This window comes from Streptomyces sp. NPDC051180 (assembly GCF_040689545.1).
Taxonomy (GTDB): Bacteria; Actinomycetota; Actinomycetes; order Streptomycetales; family Streptomycetaceae; genus Streptomyces.
The window spans coordinates 368,726-385,496 of sequence record NZ_JBFBBC010000005.1 but is presented as its reverse complement, the minus strand read 5'-3'; the positions used below and the strand labels follow the sequence as shown (position 1 = coordinate 385,496).

General features: G+C 74.4%; 14 protein-coding genes. 7 read left to right on the top strand and 7 right to left on the bottom strand.

The genetic code is table 11. The features are described 5' to 3' along the window. The first annotated feature begins 50 nt into the window (after nucleotides 1-50). Together AB0424_RS13145 and AB0424_RS13140 are read left to right on the top strand one after the other, a co-directional pair. The gene (locus AB0424_RS13145; RefSeq protein WP_366304706.1) at nucleotides 51-1,400 is read left to right on the top strand and encodes an SWIM zinc finger family protein; all 1,350 of its coding nucleotides are present in this window, start codon (nucleotides 51-53) and stop codon (nucleotides 1,398-1,400) included. A gap of 38 nt (nucleotides 1,401-1,438) precedes the next feature. Then, nucleotides 1,439-3,106 (top strand): DUF5691 domain-containing protein, encoded by a 1,668-nt coding sequence (locus tag AB0424_RS13140; protein WP_366304705.1) that lies wholly within the window; start codon nucleotides 1,439-1,441, stop codon nucleotides 3,104-3,106. Between the two features lie 159 nt (nucleotides 3,107-3,265). Here AB0424_RS13140 and AB0424_RS13135 read toward each other — a convergent pair whose 3' ends face one another. After that, on the bottom strand, nucleotides 3,266-3,679 hold the full coding sequence (locus AB0424_RS13135) for a cobalamin B12-binding domain-containing protein (protein WP_366304704.1): 414 nt from the start codon (nucleotides 3,677-3,679) through the stop codon (nucleotides 3,266-3,268). 307 nt (nucleotides 3,680-3,986) lie between these two features. Between AB0424_RS13135 and AB0424_RS13130 the strand changes: the two genes are divergently transcribed. Together AB0424_RS13130 and AB0424_RS13125 are read left to right on the top strand one after the other, a co-directional pair. Then, nucleotides 3,987-4,778: an alpha/beta fold hydrolase gene (locus AB0424_RS13130; protein WP_366304702.1), complete on the top strand. Its 792-nt coding sequence runs from the start codon at nucleotides 3,987-3,989 to the stop codon at nucleotides 4,776-4,778. A 219-nt stretch (nucleotides 4,779-4,997) separates the two neighbouring features. Then, nucleotides 4,998-6,755, top strand: a complete 1,758-nt coding sequence (locus AB0424_RS13125) for a peptidoglycan DD-metalloendopeptidase family protein (protein WP_366304700.1) — start codon at nucleotides 4,998-5,000, stop codon at nucleotides 6,753-6,755. 75 nt (nucleotides 6,756-6,830) lie between these two features. Here the strand turns inward: AB0424_RS13125 and pcrA are convergent, their stop codons facing one another. Further along, the gene (pcrA, locus tag AB0424_RS13120; RefSeq protein WP_366304698.1) at nucleotides 6,831-9,281 is read right to left on the bottom strand and encodes a DNA helicase PcrA; all 2,451 of its coding nucleotides are present in this window, start codon (nucleotides 9,279-9,281) and stop codon (nucleotides 6,831-6,833) included. Nucleotides 9,282-9,384: 103 nt separating this feature from the next. Further along, nucleotides 9,385-9,738, bottom strand: coding sequence for a hypothetical protein (locus tag AB0424_RS13115; protein WP_366304696.1), 354 nt, complete (start codon nucleotides 9,736-9,738; stop codon nucleotides 9,385-9,387). 344 nt (nucleotides 9,739-10,082) lie between these two features. On the opposite strand from AB0424_RS13115, the gene AB0424_RS13110 reads away from it, so the two are divergent. After that, nucleotides 10,083-11,177 (top strand): NlpC/P60 family protein, encoded by a 1,095-nt coding sequence (locus AB0424_RS13110; protein ID WP_366304694.1) that lies wholly within the window; start codon nucleotides 10,083-10,085, stop codon nucleotides 11,175-11,177. A gap of 72 nt (nucleotides 11,178-11,249) precedes the next feature. Here the strand turns inward: AB0424_RS13110 and AB0424_RS13105 are convergent, their stop codons facing one another. Then, the gene (locus AB0424_RS13105; RefSeq protein WP_366304692.1) at nucleotides 11,250-11,954 is read right to left on the bottom strand and encodes a response regulator transcription factor; all 705 of its coding nucleotides are present in this window, start codon (nucleotides 11,952-11,954) and stop codon (nucleotides 11,250-11,252) included. After that, the gene (locus tag AB0424_RS13100) at nucleotides 11,951-13,216 is read right to left on the bottom strand and encodes a PspC domain-containing protein (RefSeq protein WP_366304690.1); all 1,266 of its coding nucleotides are present in this window, start codon (nucleotides 13,214-13,216) and stop codon (nucleotides 11,951-11,953) included. Before AB0424_RS13100 ends, AB0424_RS13105 begins: the two co-directional genes overlap by 4 nt. 156 nt (nucleotides 13,217-13,372) lie before the next feature. Between AB0424_RS13100 and AB0424_RS13095 the strand changes: the two genes are divergently transcribed. Both AB0424_RS13095 and AB0424_RS13090 read left to right on the top strand, forming a co-directional pair. Continuing rightward, the gene (locus AB0424_RS13095) at nucleotides 13,373-14,707 is read left to right on the top strand and encodes a PspC domain-containing protein (protein WP_366304688.1); all 1,335 of its coding nucleotides are present in this window, start codon (nucleotides 13,373-13,375) and stop codon (nucleotides 14,705-14,707) included. Then, entirely contained in the window at nucleotides 14,694-14,957 is a 264-nt protein-coding gene (locus AB0424_RS13090) for a hypothetical protein (RefSeq protein ID WP_366304687.1), read from the top strand. Before AB0424_RS13095 ends, AB0424_RS13090 begins: the two co-directional genes overlap by 14 nt. Here the strand turns inward: AB0424_RS13090 and AB0424_RS13085 are convergent. Together AB0424_RS13085 and AB0424_RS13080 are read right to left on the bottom strand one after the other, a co-directional pair. Next, nucleotides 14,864-15,433, bottom strand: coding sequence for a DoxX family membrane protein (locus AB0424_RS13085; RefSeq protein ID WP_366304685.1), 570 nt, complete (start codon nucleotides 15,431-15,433; stop codon nucleotides 14,864-14,866). The two genes, AB0424_RS13090 and AB0424_RS13085, sit on opposite strands and share 94 nt — an antisense overlap. A gap of 90 nt (nucleotides 15,434-15,523) precedes the next feature. Further along, nucleotides 15,524-16,765: a hypothetical protein gene (locus AB0424_RS13080; RefSeq protein ID WP_366304683.1), complete on the bottom strand. Its 1,242-nt coding sequence runs from the start codon at nucleotides 16,763-16,765 to the stop codon at nucleotides 15,524-15,526. Nucleotides 16,766-16,771: the final 6 nt, after the last annotated feature.

Genomic DNA, 16,771 nt, shown 5'->3' with positions numbered 1-16,771 from the left:
CGGAGCCGATCCCTGCGGCGTTGTCAGTGGCGGCCTCTACCGTCGGGGACATGAATGCCATGGGGGTGCGCTGGACGGCGGAACAGGTGCTGGCACTGGCTCCTGACGATGCGTCACGCGGAGCGGGGAGCAGACTCGGCACGCCCGGACCCTGGTCCGGCACGGGCCGGGCGGGGGGCGCCGTCTGGGGCCTGTGCAAGGGCAGCGGGGGCGCGCCGTACCGGACGGTCGTCGACACCACCGGTCCCGCGTACGCCTGCACCTGCCCCAGCCGCAAGTTCCCCTGCAAGCACGCCCTGGGCCTGCTGCTGCTCCAGACGGCGAACACGACGGCGGCCGGCGAGACCGCCGTGCCCGACTGGGCGGAGCAGTGGCTCGCCCGGCGCCGCGGTGACGACGGCGCCACGCCCCTCGGGGAGGGGACGGGCGCCGCGGCCTCCGCGCCGGCCGACCCCGAGGCGGCGCGCCGCAGGGCCGAGCGCCGGGCCGCCCGCATCACCACGGGCGCCCGGGAACTGGAGCAGCGCCTCGCCGACCTGCTGCGCGGCGGCCTGGCGACGGCGGAGCAGGCGGGGTACGGCCTGTGGGAGGAGACCGCCGCCCGCATGGTCGACGCCCAGGCACCCGGGCTCGCGGGCCGGGTCAGGGAACTGGGGTCCATCCCCGGCTCCGGACCCGGATGGCCCGTGCGACTCCTGGAGGAGTGCGCGCTGACCCACCTCCTGGACCGGGCCTGGCTCACCGCCGACCGGCTGCCCGACCCCTTCGCCGCCACCGTGCGGACCAGGGTCGGCCTCCACCCGGCGGTCGAGGGCCCGCCGGTCCGCGACCACTGGCTCGTCCTCGCCCAGTACGACTCCGCCGACGCCCGGCTGACGACCCGCCGGATCTGGCTGCACGGCGCGGCGAGCCGACGCACGGCCCTCGTCCTCTCCTTCGGCGCGGGCGGCCGGGCCCCCGCGCTGGCCCTCCCCGTGGGCGCGGTCCTCGACGGCGAGCTCACCCCGCACCCGGGCTCGGGCGGACTACGGGCCGAGCCCGGCGAGCAGTTCGTCCCGGTCGCCGGACCCGCCTCCCCGCCACCGGGCGGCCCGGTCGACGACGCCCTCGGCGCGTACGGCCGCGCGCTGCGCGACGACCCGTGGCTCGACTCGTGGCCCGTGACGCTGCGCCAGGTCGTGCCCAGCCGAGCGGAGTACGGCTGGCAGCTCGCCGACGCGGACGGCCGCGAGGCCCTGCCCCTGACACCCGCCGCCCAGTCGCGCCCGGGGCTCTGGCGTCTCGTCGCCCTGTCCGGCGGCGGCCCCCTCACCGTCTTCGGGGAGTGCGGCCACCGCGGCTTCACCCCCCTCGCCGCCTGGTCCCCGGAGGCCCCCGACGAGACCGTTCCCCTCGTATGACGTCCGGCCACCACCGCCCGCCCGACCGGAGGAACCCGATGGACACCGCCACGCCCCCCTCCGCCCCGCCCGCCGCTCGCCCCGGGGGCGCCGACGCCGACTCCGCCCGCGCCTGGGAGGAGCTCGTCACCTCGGCGCTGCTCGGCACGGACCGGCGGCCGCCCACCGGTCCGACGACGTCGGGGACGGCGCAGGACGTGCCGGGCGCGCTGCTCGACGCGGCCGCGCTGCACACCGTACGGCGCAGGGCGGGGCTGCGACCGGGCCCCGCCGCGCCGCCGCCGGAACGCGCGCCGGAGGATCCGCGGGGGCCACTGCCGGCCGCCGCCCGGGTCCGGCTCGACCAACTGCTCGCCGGACGGGCCGCGCCCTCACCCGCCGGACGACGCGGCGCGGCCCCGGACGTCGCCGAACTGCTCCCGCAGTGGCTGGCCCTGGCGAACGAGCTGGGCTACGGGGCTCCGCCCGCCACCCTGCCCGCCCTGCTCGACGCGGCCCGGGCGCGGACCGATCTGCGGCCGCAGGCACTGCGGCTCGCCGGACCGCGCGGCCTGTGGCTGGCCCGCCTCAACCCCGAGTGGAAGTTCGCCCTCCGGGGCACGGGCGCGGGCGGCAGGCTGCCGTCGACCGAGGACCCGAAGGAGGTCCGCGCGCTCTGGGACGAGGGCCTGTTCGCGGAGCGGGTCGCCCTGCTCACCGCCGTGCGGACCCGGGACGCGGCGGCGGGTCTCGCCCTCCTCGCGTCGACCTGGCCCACCGAGCGGGCGGAGGACCGGCTGATGTTCCTCGATTCGCTGCGGACCGGACTCTCCGACGCGGACGAGGAGTTCCTGGAGGCGGCCCTCTCCGACCGCAGCCGCAACGTCCGGTCGACGGCCGCCGAACTGCTCTCCGCGCTGCCCGCCTCCGCGCTCGCGGGCCGCATGGCCGGCCGGGCCGCCACCTGTGTCGGCCTCGACCGGACGGCGGGGTCGCCCGCGATCGTCGTCGAGGCCCCGCACGAATGCGACGCGGCGATGCAGCGGGACGGCCTGGCGGCGACCCCGCCGACCGGCCGGGGCGAGCGCTCCTGGTGGCTGGGCCAGCTCGTCGAGGCCGCGCCGCTGTCCTGCTGGCCGGCCCGGTTCGGTGGCCGCCGCCCGGAGGACATCGTGGCCCTGCCGGTCGCCGACGACTGGCAGGCCGAACTGCACGCGGCCTGGTGCCGGGCAGCCGTGCGACAGCGGGACGCGGACTGGTCGCGGGCCCTCCTCGGCTCCCCCGCTGCACCGCCCGCGACCGGCCCGGGGACCTCGTCACTGGCCGAGCGCGCCCAGCTCCTCTCGATGCTGCCCACGGACGAACGGGCTTGCTGGGTCGCCTCGTTCGTCGCCGCCCACGGCCTCTCCGAGGCGTTCCAGCTGCTCGGCGTCTGCGCCGTGCCGTGGGACGAACCGCTCGGGGCCGCCGTGATCGACGCCCTGGACATCGCCCGGGACGCGGGCAGCTACCCGTGGAGCTTCAGCGGGGTCATGGGCCTGGCGGAGCGGTGCCTCGACCCGGCGGCGGCCCACCGGCTGGAGTCCCTGACGGCCCTGCCGGACGAGACCGAGGACACCGCCCCCGGCGCGGGAGGCTACTGGTCGGAGGCGTTCCGGCGCCTGGTCTCCACCCTCCGGCTGCGCGCCGCGATGCGCGCCGAACTGTTGGCAGAGCGGTCCGTCTGAGCGGTCCGGCCGGGCGGTCCGAGGACGAGGTCCGGGTGAGGAGACCGGACAAGAGGTCCGGGCAAGCCGAAAAGGCCCTCCCGTACGGAAGGGCCTCGGCGAGAAGAGGTACCCGGGGAGGGGTACCGCGGGGGCGCCCGGAGGGGCGGCGCCCCGTGACTAGGCGGCGACGCGCACGTTCGCGTTCACCCAGTCGACGATGGACGTCGTCGTGGCGCCCGGCGTGAAGATCTCGGCGACGCCCTTCTCCTTCAGCGGCGGGATGTCGGCGTCCGGGATGATCCCGCCGCCGAAGACCTTGATGTCCAGCGCGTCACGGTCCTTGAGGAGCTCCAGGACCTTCACGAACAGCGTGTTGTGCGCTCCGGAGAGGATCGACAGACCGATCGCGTCGGCGTCCTCCTGGATCGCGGTGTCGACGATCTGCTCGGGCGTCTGGTGGAGCCCGGTGTAGATGACCTCCATACCCGCGTCGCGGAGGGCCCGCGCGATCACCTTGGCCCCACGGTCGTGTCCGTCGAGACCCGGCTTGGCCACCACCACGCGGATCGGACCGGCTCCGGTCACACCCATCACTGCCTCCACATGCGACCCCCGCGCCTCATTGCCGGGGGAAAGGTGAACGAACGTTATCCCCAGCATCCCGCACCCGGCTGTTTCGCGACGCCCGGGGAGGGGGAAATCACACGTGGGACATGTTCGCTCTGCGCCGTACCCCGCTTTCGGGCCCTCCTCCTGGGCCCACCAGCCGCAAGCGGGGCGCGGTCGCAAAGGGAGCCGCGACGAGGTCGTCGTAGCCTCCGCGCCGTCGTCCGTACGGCACGGAGGCCCGGCGCACCGGCGTACCGTTCGGCCCCGCGTGCCGTTCGGGAGGCCGGCCATGGAGCTCACCAAGGTCACCACCCTCGTGAAAGCCACCGTCCTCGAGCTGGCCGTGCTCACCGGCCACCTCGTCCTCTATCCCTCGGGAATCGTGGCCGAGCGCCTCGCTCCCGCCGCTCCCCCGGCCGTCCCCCTCGCAGGCCGGCGCCCGGTGATCCTGCTCCACGGCTTCGTCGACAACCGATCGGTCTTCGTCCTGCTGCGCCGCGCCCTCGCCCGGCACGGTCGTGACTGCGTCGAGTCGCTCAACTACTCCCCGCTCACCTGCGACCTGCGGGCCGCCGCCGAGGAGCTCGGCCGCCGGGTGGAGGAGATCCGCGCCCGCACGGGACACGCCGAGGTCGACATCGTCGGCCACAGCCTGGGCGGGCTCGTCGCCCGCTACTACGTGCAGCGGCTCGGCGGCGACGCGCGGGTGCGTTCCCTCGTCATGCTCGGCACCCCGCACTCCGGCACCTCCGTGGCCCCGCTCGCCGACGCCCACCCGCTGGTCCGGCAGATGCGGCCCGGCTCGGAGGTGCTGCGGGAGCTGGCCGGCCCCGCGCCGGGCTGCCGCACCCGGTTCGTGAGTTTCTGGAGCGATCTGGACCAGGTGATGGTGCCGGTGGAGACGGCCCGGCTCGACCACCCCGATCTCCTGGTGCACAACGTCCGGGTCAGCGGCATCGGCCATCTCGCGCTGCCCGTCCATCCGACGGTGGCCGCCGGTGTCCTGGAGGCCCTCGACGGCGCCGGGGCGGAGGCGTCCGCGGTGCGCGGGGAGGGGCCTGCGGCGGGCTCCGTCGCCTGAACGTCCGACACCGTTCTTCGAACGTTTCTCGAACACAAGGCCAAAGCTCTCTCCACGAGCTGGCGAAACACGGCCGATTGCCCGTTTCCTACGGGCGTGAACCCCTCGGAAGATTGTCCGCCGCGCGTACCGCCGGGTACAGTCGCGCCACTGCTTCCCCCGGGACACCCCTCGTCGGGCCCGCCCCGGACTGGTCCTGCTGCCGAGGCGAGAGAGACGTTGGTGAACGACCAGCACCCCCACGCCGGGTACGCCGGAGACGGCGCCCACTCCACCGGCAGCTTCCCCACCGACCCGTTCCACGGCACCTACGCCGGCGGCCAGGCGGACCACAGCGGCCAGTGGGATCTCGGCCAGTACGGCGGCGGCACCGGCTCGTACGACATGACGGGCCAGTACGACACCACGGGGCAGTACGACACCACAGGGCAGTACGACGCCACCGGCACGTACGACACGACGGGGCAGTACGCCACCGGCACCCCGTACGACACGACCGGCCCTTACGACACCGGCGGGCAGTACGACGCCACCGGGCAGTGGGACACCACGGGCCAGTGGAACGCGGCCGCCGCCTACGACGCCACCGGCACGTACGACACGACGGGGCAGTACGCCACCGGCACCCCGTACGACACGACCGGCGCGTACGCGACCGCGGGGCAGTACGACACGACCGGGCAGTACGACGCCACCGGCCAGTGGGACGCCTCCGCCTGGACCGAGGCCCAGGGCACCGGCCAGTACGAGACCGTCCACGCGGGCGCCTACGCCGCCCAGGGCGCGTACGGCTACGAGTCCTACGACGCCACCGGCCAGTGGGCCGCCCCCGCCTTCGCGGCCGACAACGGCACCGGGACCTACGACGCGACCGCGTGGAACCAGGCGGCCCCGGAGACCGAGCCGCACGTCCCGCAGCAGTACACCCCGCACGACGCCCCGCAGACCGAGCACGGCGTCGAGCACACCGCCGAGTTCTCCTTCGAGTACCTCGCCGAGGCCGAGAACGACGCGGAGGCGGACCTCGCCGCCTCCCACCGCGCCGACGAGACCGACTCCGACCTCGACCTCGTCGAGGCCGGCACGGACTTCGACGAGGAACTCCGGGACCTCCACGACGCCGAGTACGACACCGAGTACCCCGCCGACGCCGAGCCCGCCGCCGAGCTCCGCACGGACGCCCCGCTCGCCGGCCGCCCCGTGCGCCGCACTTCCGGCGGCAGCCGCGGCCGTCGCCGCACCCCCGCCAAGCGGTCCGCGCTGCTGACCGTCGCGGTCCCCTCCGCCTGCGTGATGGGCGTCGCCGGCATCGCCGCCGCGTCCGTCGGCGGACTGACCGGCACCACCGACGGCGGCCAGAAGGACAACACCACCGCCCTCGCCGCCGCGGACCCGGCCTCCGTCAAGCAGGTCGCCGCCAACAACGCGCTCGACACCCAGCTCGCCGCGCTCAGCGAGGACGCCCGCGACTTCGGCGACCGCGCCAGCCGCACCCAGGAGCGCATCGACCTCCGGATCCGCCAGGAGGCCGAGAAGAAGAAGCGCGACGAGGAGGCCGCGCGCAAGGAGGCGCTGCGCCCCAAGTACATGCTGCCGGTGAAGCTACACCGGCTCAGCGCGCGCTTCGGCCAGTCCGGCGTCAACTGGATGTCCGTGCACACCGGCATCGACTTCCCCGTCCTGACCGGCACCCCCGTGATGGCCGCCACCGACGGCACCGTCCGCACCCAGCTCAACAGCGCCTACGGCAACATGGTCATCGTGACCGCCCCGGACGGCACCGAGACCTGGTACTGCCACCTCAGCAGCGCCAAGATCCGCTCCGGCCACGTCAAGGCCGGCGACGTCATCGCCTACTCGGGCGACTCGGGCAACTCCACCGGCCCGCACCTGCACTTCGAGGTCCGGCCGAACGGCACCTCCGCGATCGACCCGCTGGCCTGGCTGCGCAGCCACGGCCTCGACCCGACCAGCTGAGCGTCTCCCCCACCCGCTTCACACGGAAAGGGCCCCGGCAGCACCTGCCGGGGCCCTCTCTCGTGGAGCGAGGCCCTACAGCTTCTCGACCGGCGCGTACCGCAGCAGCAGCCGCTTCGGCTTCTCGTCCCCGAAGTCGATCGTCGCCTGCGCGTCCGCGCCCGCCCCGGTCACCGTCATGACCGTGCCGAGCCCGAACTGGTCGTGCGTGACCCGGTCGCCGACGTGGAGGGCGATCACCGGCTTCTCCCCGGCACGCCGGGTGGCGAACCCGGAGGGGCCGGAGCGGGACCGGGAGGAGGAGAGCGAGGAGGTGATCCCCGAGGTGGGCCCGGCAGGCTTCACCATCGGGCCGGTCCGCTTCCACTCCAGGTACGCGGCCGGGATCTCCTCCAGGAAGCGCGAGGCCGGGTTGTACGAGGGCTGGCCCCAGGCGCTGCGCATCGAGGAGCGCGTCAGGTAGAGCCGCTCACGCGCGCGCGTGATGCCGACGTAGGCGAGGCGGCGCTCCTCCTCCAGCTCCTTCGCCTGGCCGAGGGCGCGCATGTGCGGGAAGACGCCGTCCTCCATGCCGGTGAGGAACACGACCGGGAACTCGAGGCCCTTGGCGGTGTGCAGCGTCATCAGGGTGATGACGCCCCGGCCCTCCTCGTCCTCGTCCGGGATCTGGTCGGAGTCGGCGACCAGGGCGACCTTCTCGAGGAACTCGGCGAGGGTCGCGGGCTCCTCGCCGCGCTCCTGCTCGAACTCCAGGGCCACGGCGGCGAGTTCCTGGAGGTTCTCGATCCGGGTCTCGTCCTGCGGGTCGGTCGACGCCTGGAGTTCGGCCAGGTAGCCGGTCCGCTCCAGGACGGCCTCCAGCACGACGGCGGGGCCGGCGCCGGACTCGACCACCGTGCGCAGCTCGTCCATCAGCGCGTTGAAGCGCTTGACGGCGTTCGCCGAGCGCGCGGCCATGCCGTACGCCTCGTCGACCCGCTTGAGGGCCTGCGGGAAGGTGATCTTCTCGCGCAGCGAGAGGGCGTCGATCATCGCCTCGGCGCGCTCGCCGATGCCCCGCTTGGGCACGTTGAGGATGCGGCGCAGCGGCACGTTGTCCTCGGGGTTGGCGAGGACGCGCAGGTAGGCGAGGACGTCCCGGACCTCCTTGCGCTCGTAGAAGCGCACGCCGCCGACGACCTTGTAGGGCAGTCCGACGCGGATGAAGATCTCCTCGAAGACGCGCGACTGGGCGTTGGTCCGGTAGAAGACGGCGACGTCCCCGGCCTTGGCCTCGCCCGCGTCGGTGAGCCGGTCGATCTCGTCGGCGACGAACTGCGCCTCGTCGTGCTCGGTGTCCGCGACGTAGCCGGTGATCTGCGCGCCCGCGCCCGCGTTCGTCCAGAGGTTCTTGGGGCGGCGGGACTCGTTGCGCTCGATGACGGCGTTGGCGGCGGAGAGGATCGTCTGGGTGGAGCGGTAGTTCTGCTCCAGCAGGATCGTCGTCGCGTCCGGGTAGTCCTCCTCGAACTGGAGGATGTTGCGGATGGTCGCGCCGCGGAAGGCGTAGATCGACTGGTCGGCGTCGCCGACGACGCACAGCTCGGCGGGGCCGAGGTCCTCGTAGCCCGTGCCGACGAGCTCGCGCACGAGGGTGTACTGGGCGTGGTTGGTGTCCTGGTACTCGTCGACGAGCACGTGGCGGAAGCGGCGGCGGTAGTGCTCGGCGACGTCGGGGAACGCCTGGAGCAGGTGGACCGTCGTCATGATGATGTCGTCGAAGTCCAGGGCGTTGGCCTCGCGCAGCCGCGCCTGGTACATCCGGTACGCCTCGGCGAGCGTCTTCTCGAAGCCGTCGACGGCCTGGTCGGCGAAGGACTCCTCGTCGATCAGCTCGTTCTTGAGGTTCGAGATCTTGGCGCTGAAGGACTTCGGCGGGAACTTCTTCGGGTCGAGGTCCAGGTCGCGGCAGACCAGGGACATCAGCCGCTTCGAGTCGGCGGCGTCGTAGATCGAGAAGGAGGACGTGAAGCCGAGCCTCTTCGACTCGCGGCGCAGGATGCGGACGCACGCGCTGTGGAAGGTCATGACCCACATGGCGTTGGCGCGCGGCCCGACGAGCTGCTCGACGCGCTCCTTCATCTCGCCGGCGGCCTTGTTGGTGAAGGTGATCGCCAGTATCTGGCCGGGGTGCACGTGCCGCGTGCCCAGCAGGTGGGCGATGCGGTGCGTGAGCACCCGGGTCTTGCCGGAACCGGCGCCGGCGACGATGAGCAGCGGGGTGTCGGTGTGGACGACGGCGGCGCGCTGCTGCTCGTTCAGCCCGTCCAGGAGCGCGGCGGGGTCCACGACGGGCCGCGGGGCGCCGTCACGGTAGTGCGCGTCGCGGGGCGGGGGCGCGTCGAAGTGCTCCCCGAAGAGGTCGTGCGGGACGTCCTCCCCGGCCGGGGAGCCGTGCTGCTCGTCGTCCTCGGCATGGGGCGGGGGCTCCTCCGAGGAGTGGTTCTGGAGACCGGCCAGGAAGCTGTCGTCAAAGAGGCTGCTCATCGCCTCACGAGTCTAGGACGCCCCGCCGACATCCGGGTCCGCCTTCGGAACGGTCTCTGTGGAAGGGCTCACACCCGGCCCGCCGCCGCGGGCCGGACGCGGGTCAGACCCAGAGCGTCGCGATGAAGATGTTCGCCGTGGTCAGGCCGCCGACGGCGGCGAAGAGGCCCTTGTCGACCTTCTCCTCGTCCCGCTTGACGTAGACGAGTCCGAGGATCACCACGAGGATCGCCAGCTTGATGCCGATCTTGAGGTTGTTCACGGTCTGGTCGTCGGCCTGGTTGAGGCCGACGAGCGCGACACCCGTGACCAGCATGGTCAGCGCACCGTGCAGCATCGCGGGGGTGAAGCGGGCCGTACCGGTGCCCATCGCCTTCATCTGCGTGAGGAACCCGCCGAGCAGGGAGGCGATGCCGATGATGTGCAGGGCGACGAAGACATTGATGAGGGCGTCCATGGGGCGGAGCCTAACCGGGGCCCTAGCACCGCTCTCCGGCCGGGTCCACCGCTTCCGCCGCTTCGGTCGGTCCTCCGCTCCGATCTCCCCCGGCCCGCCACAGGAACGGACGACACCGGTCCCCGACCCGTCAACTGGCGCCAATAGCGGTCAACTCTCCGCAGGGGCGTGACCCCAGGTTTAGCGTCCTCCACCAGGTGGCCGGCTCCCCACCACCGTCGGCGATCCGGCGGTCGTCGGCCATCCCCGCCGAGAAAACCCGGCGGCGGTCCGTCTCCCCTGTGGCGGCCGCCGTCGGCCCGGCGGGCCCCGTCCCCCTCAGGGAGAGGATGTGACCCGCCCCCGTGGCAGCGCACCGGAAGTCCCGACAGTCCCCCCTCGGTGGCCAGGCGGTCCGCACCGCCGCCACGCTCGCCCTCGCCTCCGCGGCGACGGCGACCCTCTTCGAGGGGTCCGGACAGGCGGCCCCCCGGCCCACCACCGCCGAGGTCAAGGCGAAGGTCGACCGGCTGTACGAGGAGGCCGAGGTCGCGACCGAGCGGTACAACGGGGCGAAGGAGAAGTCCGAGGAGGCCCGTGCCGCCTTCGACAGGCTGCGCGACGAGGCGGCCCGCAGGACCGACCGCCTGAACACCGCGCGGGCCGCGCTGGGGTCCATGGCCGCCGCCCAGTACCGCTCCGGCGGGCTCGACCCGGCGGTCCGGCTCGCCCTCACCTCCGACCCGGACCAGTACCTGGAGCGGGCCGCGCTGGCCGAGAAGGCCGGGAACCGCCAGGCCGTCGCCGTCGGCGCCGTGCGGCGTGAGCTGGCCGCGCTGCGTCAGCTACGCGACGAGTCGGCGGGGCGCCTCACGGCGCTGCGCGGGCACGAGGCGGAGCTGCGGCGGCAGAAGGCCGCCGTGATCGGCAAGCTCACGGCGGCCCGGACGCTGCTCTCCCGGCTCACCGCGGAGGAGCGGGCCCGGTACGAGGCCGCCGCCGCGAGCGGGAACCGCTCCGGGACGGCGGCGGGCACCGGCGCCACGAGCACCCCCGCCGTCCGGGCCGACCGCTCCTCGGGCGGCGAGCGCGGCCCGGTGACCGCGCCGAACTCCCGGGCCGCCGCGGCCATCTCCTTCGCCCGCGCCCAGCTCGGCAAGCCGTACGTGTGGGGGGCGACGGGGCCCTCCGCCTACGACTGCTCCGGCCTCACCCAGGCGTCCTGGCGCGCGGCCGGCGTCTCCCTGCCCCGCACGACCTACACCCAGATCAACGCCGGGCAGCGCGTCTCCCGCTCCCAGCTCGCCCCCGGCGACCTGGTCTTCTTCTACTCCGGCATCAGCCACGTCGGGCTCTACATCGGCGGCGGCCAGATGATCCACGCCCCCCGGCCCGGCGCACCGATCCGGGTCGCCCCCATCGACGAGATGCCCTTCGCCGGGGCGACCCGGGTGGGGTGAGCCGGGCCGAGCGGTCCCGGCCCGACCCCGCCCCGGGCCGGGGCTGGGCTGGGCGGGGCGGCGCGGGGCGGTTCAGACGAGGCGGCGGGCGGTGGCCCAGCGGGTCAGCTCGTGGCGGTTGGAGAGCTGGAGCTTGCGCAGGACCGCGGAGACGTGCGACTCGACGGTCTTCACCGAGATGTAGAGCTGCTTGGCGATCTCCTTGTACGCGTATCCGCGGGCGATCAGCCGCAGGACCTCACGCTCCCGCTGGGTGAGCCGGTCCATGTCCTCGTCCACCGGCGGCGCGTCCGTGGAGGCGAAGGCGTCCAGGACGAACCCGGCGAGGCGAGGCGAGAAGACGGCGTCGCCCTCCTGGACGCGGAAGACCGAGTCGACCAGGTCCGTGCCGGTGATCGTCTTGGTGACGTAGCCGCGCGCACCGCCCCGGATCACGCCGATGACGTCCTCGGCCGCGTCCGAGACGGACAGGGCCAGGAAGCGCACCGGGTCCTCGGCCGCGCTCAGCAGGCTCGCGCAGCGGCGCAGCACCTCGACCCCGCCGCCGCCGGGCAGGTGCACGTCGAGGAGGACGACCTCGGGGCGGGTCGCCGTGATGACGGTGACCGCCTGGTCGACGTCGGCGGCCTCGCCGACCACCTCGACGCCCGTGACCTCGGTCCGGCCGATCTCGGCCTGCACGCCGGTGCGGAACATCCGGTGGTCGTCGATGAGCACCACCCGCACCCGGCGCTCCGTGCCCGCCGCCCCCGCTTCGGTTCCGGTCTCGTCGCTCATCCGTCCGCCCTCTCCATCTCAAGCTCCACTTCGGTGCCCCCGCCCGGCACGGACCGCAGCCGGGCCGAGCCGCCGTTGCGCTGCATCCGGCCGATGATCGATTCTCGTACGCCCATCCGGTCCTCGGGCACCGCGTCCAGGTCGAAACCCGGTCCCCGGTCACGGACGGAGACGAAGACCGTGCGGCCCTCGACTTCCGCGTACACCTGAACGGCCCCTCCCTCGCCACCGTACTTGGCGGCGTTGACCATCGCCTCGCGTGCGGCCTGCATCTGCGCCGTCAGCCCCTCGTCGAGGGGGCAGTCGCCGACGACGACGACCTCCAGCGGGACCCCGTGCTTGTCCTCCACCTCGGCCGCGGCCCTCTTCACCGCCTCCGCGACCGTCTCCGGCTCCTCGTCCTCGTCCTTGCCGGTGCCCTCGGGCTTGTACAGCCAGTTCCGCAGCTCGCGCTCCTGGGCGCGGGCGAGCCGGCGGACCTCGCCGGGGTCGTCGGCGTTGCGCTGGATCAGGGTGAGGGTGTGCAGCACGGAGTCGTGGACGTGGGCCGCGACCTCGGCGCGCTCCTGGGCGCGGATGCGCATGGTGCGCTCCTCGGTGAGGTCCTGCGACATCCGCACCAGCCAGGGGCCGGCGAGCAGGGCTATGCCGGTGAGGACCGCGACGGCGGCGGTGAGGGCGGTCCCCAGCTGGGCGACCGAGCCGCGGACCACCACGAAGACCGCGAGCCCCGTGCCGACCAGGGCGACGCCCACGAGGCCGCGGACGAGCTGGAGGCGGCGGCGCCGTCCGGCGTCGGTCCAGCTGGCGCGGCGGGCGTTGTCCGCCTGCCGCCAGACCAGGGCGAGGCCGACGCAGACGAGGATGCCGGGCCAGATGTACCGCCCGGACTCCTTGTCCAGGCTGATGTTCCCGACGAGGACCGCGCCGCCGACCGCGAGGGCCAGGAGGGCCAGGATCTGGCCCCGGTCGGGCTTGCGCAGTCTGCGGCGGCCGTCCGGCGAGGTCTCGAAGACGGGGCGCGGGGTCTTGCGGCCGCCGACTCCGAGCGGGACGACGATCCAGAAGGCCGCGTACAGGACGAGGCCCAGGCCGTCCATGAAGAACAGGACGACGAAGACCGTCCGCACCCACACGACCGGGAGGCCGAGATGCCCGGCGAGACCGCGTGCGACACCGCCGAGCCACCGCCCGTCCGCGCTCCGGTAGAGCCTGCGCACGGGCGGTTCGTCGGTGTCGGTGACACGAGCGGCTGCGGACATGCACCGATCGTCACACGTTCGGTCCGCCCGGGACATCAGGGTCGGCCCTGAGATCGTCCCTGGTACCGCCTCGGGGGCGCCGGGGCGCCGAATATCAGGGTCGGGCCAGGGTCGGCCCCGGTGCCGCGGGGTGTCACGGGCCGTCACCATGGACGCATGACGAGTTCGACGCCTTCGCAGCACGAGGCCCCGCCGCCGGCGGAGGCCGTTCCCGCCCCGCCCCTGCAGCGCTCGCGGCGCAGCAAGGTCGTGGGCGGAGTCTGCGGCGGCCTCGGCCGGTACTTCGACCTCGACCCGGTGTTCTTCCGGGTCGCGGTCGGCGTCCTGGCGGTGCCGGGGGGCATCGGCCTGATCTTCTACGGCTTCGCCTGGCTGCTGCTCCCGCTCGTGGGCGAGGAGGAGAGCGAGGGCCGGAAGCTGCTGACCGGCCGGGTCTCCGGAGCCTCGCTGACCGCGCTGCTGATGGCCCTGGTGGGCTGCGGGATCCTCCTGTCGATGCTGCACAGCGGGACGATGCTGGGCTCCGGCATGCTGGTGGCGGCGGTGGTGTCCGCCGCCGCGGTGTGGTCGCGCCGCCGGCAGAGCGGTGTCGTGGAGCCGGAGAGCCGGGTGGAGGCGGCGGCCGCCGCCCTGGCGGCGCCCGAGACCAAGGCCCCGCCGCTCGTGGAGTTCCCGTCCTGGTGGAAGGACCCGATCGTCAAGGACGGCTCGACGGGCAAGGTGGCCGTGGGCTACCTGTGGGGGCCGCACGGGGTCCTGGACGAGAACGGCCGGGTGGGCGGCGAGGTGCCGAAGCCCGGCAGCCAGTGGGGGCCCGCTCCCGCCGCCCCCGGGCGGCCCGAGCCCTCGGTCCGGCGCAGCCCGCGCTCGATCGCCGGTCCGATCCATCTCCTGGCCGTGCTCGCGGCCGTGCTCGGCACGGCGCTGACGTGGGAGACCCGGCCGCTGGGCACGAGCCTTCAGATCGGCCTCGCGGCCGCCCTCGCGGTGTTCGGCCTCGGCCTGGTCGTCAGCAGCTTCCTCGGCCGGATCGGGTTCGGCACGGTCTTCCGCACGGTGGTCACGGCCGCCCTGCTCGCCGGGGCGACCGCGCTGCCGCAGCAGATCACCACGGACTGGGTCCGCGAGACGTGGACGCCGGCGTCCGTCGCCGCCGTCCAGCCCCGGTACGAGCTGGGCACGGGCGTCGGTCTGCTCGATCTGTCGCGACTCCCCGTCCCGGCGGGCACGAGCGTCTCGACGTCGGCCGAGGTGGGCGCGGGTCGGCTCAAGGTGATCGTCCCGAAGGACGCGGTCGTGAAGCTGCGCGCCCAGGTCGGCCTCGGCGATCTGCAGCTGCCGGGCGAGCCGCCCAACGACGTCGACGTCGCGCCGGACCGCGACGTGAGCCGGACGCTCGCCCCGCCGGCCGGGACCGTCCCGGCGGGCACCCTGGACCTCTCCCTGGAGGTCGCCGTCGGACAGGTGGAGGTCACCCGTGCTGCTTCATGAGTTCCGCCCGGGCCGGCTCCTCGCCGGTCTCACCGCCCTCGCCCTCGCCGCGCTCTACGCGGGCGACGCCGCCGGTGCCTGGACGACACCGTGGTACGCGGGGATCCCGGTGCTCAGCGGCGGGCTGGGCGCGGCCGGCCTCGCGACCTGGATCGCCTATCGGATACGGCGCCGCCGCTCGGCGAGGAAGGCGTCCACCGACAGCACCGACGCACCGGCGAGCAGCAGCGGGAGCCAGGACATGAGATAGGCGAGGTCGTTGCCGAGGTAGTACGGGTCCACCTGCCAGCTCACGGTCAGCCAGAGGCTCAGGGAGATCAGGGCGCCGCCGAGCGCCGCCAGGCGGCCGAAGAGGCCCAGCAGGGTCCCGAGCCCGACGGCGAGCTCTCCGAAGGCGATGGCGTACCCGAAGCCGGCCGGGCTCTTGAGGGCGAGGTCGACCATGGCGGGGATCGCGGAGGAGTCGCGGACGCCGCGCATCATCTCGCCGATGGAGCCGCTGCCGGTGTCCGCGAAGAAGCCCGGGTCGGCGAGCTTGTCGAGGCCCGCGTAGACGAAGGTGACCCCGAGGAAGATCCGCAGGGGCAGGAGGGCGTACCGGGAGGCGACCGCCTTCCACGCGTCGAGGCGGGTCCGCCACCCGGCGCCGCGCCCGTCGCCGCCGGTGCCGCCCGTGCCGCCGTCGCCGCCCGTGCCGTCCGCCCGGTCGTCCGTCCGTCCCGCCATCGCCGGCCACCTCTCCACGCCCCGTACGACTGTTCGCGGAACGATTCTCCCCGGATCCGGACGCGGCGACGAGGGAAGGGGGCCGGACGGTCAGTCCACCACGTCGATCGTGACCCGATTGGTCTCGACGCCCGCGGCCGTGACGACGGAGACCTCCACCCGGCCCGGCTCCACGTCCGCCGGGAGGGGGACGGTCAGGGCCACGTCGGTGGGGTTGGAGAAGCCGCCCGGGACCGGGACGAGCGGCACGTGGGCGTGGACGGGGCCGATGCGGACGACCAGGCGGGTCAGCGGGTCGGGGGCGCCGGCCCCGGGCGGGACGAAGCCGCAGCCGCGGATCTCGATGTCGTCGCCCGTGCGGATCGGCGCGTCGAGGTCGCCGGCCTCCCGGGAGCGGACGACGGAGTGGATCGTGGGGCGGACGCCCTCGGTGCACTTCGCGGCGAGGTGCCAGGCCGCCGAGACGCCGAGGAGCAGGACGAGGGACCAGGGCACCTCGGGGAGCCGGGCGGGGTCGCGGGCGAGGCCGACGGCGACGAGGGCCAGGACGGCGGTGGAGACGGCGAGGTACTGGACGTCGGCGAGACCGGCTCGGCCGCTGTCGTCGCAGAAGAGGTCGGCCGCGCGGGGGCGGTCGGCGCGGATCTTCTGGAGCCGGCGGGAGGCGATGCCCACGGCGACGACGAGGCGGGCGGCGACGGTGACGGCCGAGACCAGGGCGAGGACGGTGAGGAGGCCCGCGCCGCGGGCCAGGCCGAAGGCGGCCGTGCCCGCCGAGCCGAAGGCCAGGAAGAGGAGGGTGAAGCCGAGGAGCAGGAGCCAGGCGGCCGCGGCGGCCCGGGTGGTGGAGAGCCGGTTGTCCTCGCCGATCAGGGGCGCGAGCAGACCGCCCCGGGCCCGGTGGGCGTGGGCGGCGGCGCTGAGCAGGAGGGCGAGGACCAGGGCGGTGCAGAGGCCGGCCGTGCGGGCGCCGGTCCAGCCGTCCTCGATCGCGGTGAGGGCCTGGCCGAGGAGGAGGGCGAGGACGGCGCCCCACACCGCGCCGAGACTGCCGCGCCGCACGCGGTCGAGCCAGGCGAGCCCGGCCTCCCGGCCCCGGACGGCCACGGCGCGGGCGGACTGGGCGAGCTCGTCGGAGACCCACTGGCGGGCGGCGACCGGCGAGTGGGCGACCGCCGCGGGGACGCCGTGGCCGGCGGCGAGTTCGTCGCGCCGGGCGAGGAAGGCGGCGACGGCGCGCCGGTGGCCGGCCTGGCCGCAGTGGGCGCAGCCGGCGCAGGCCGTCGCGTGATCGCCGTACTGTCTCGCCTCTTGAACCGCCACGGTGCTCACTTCCCG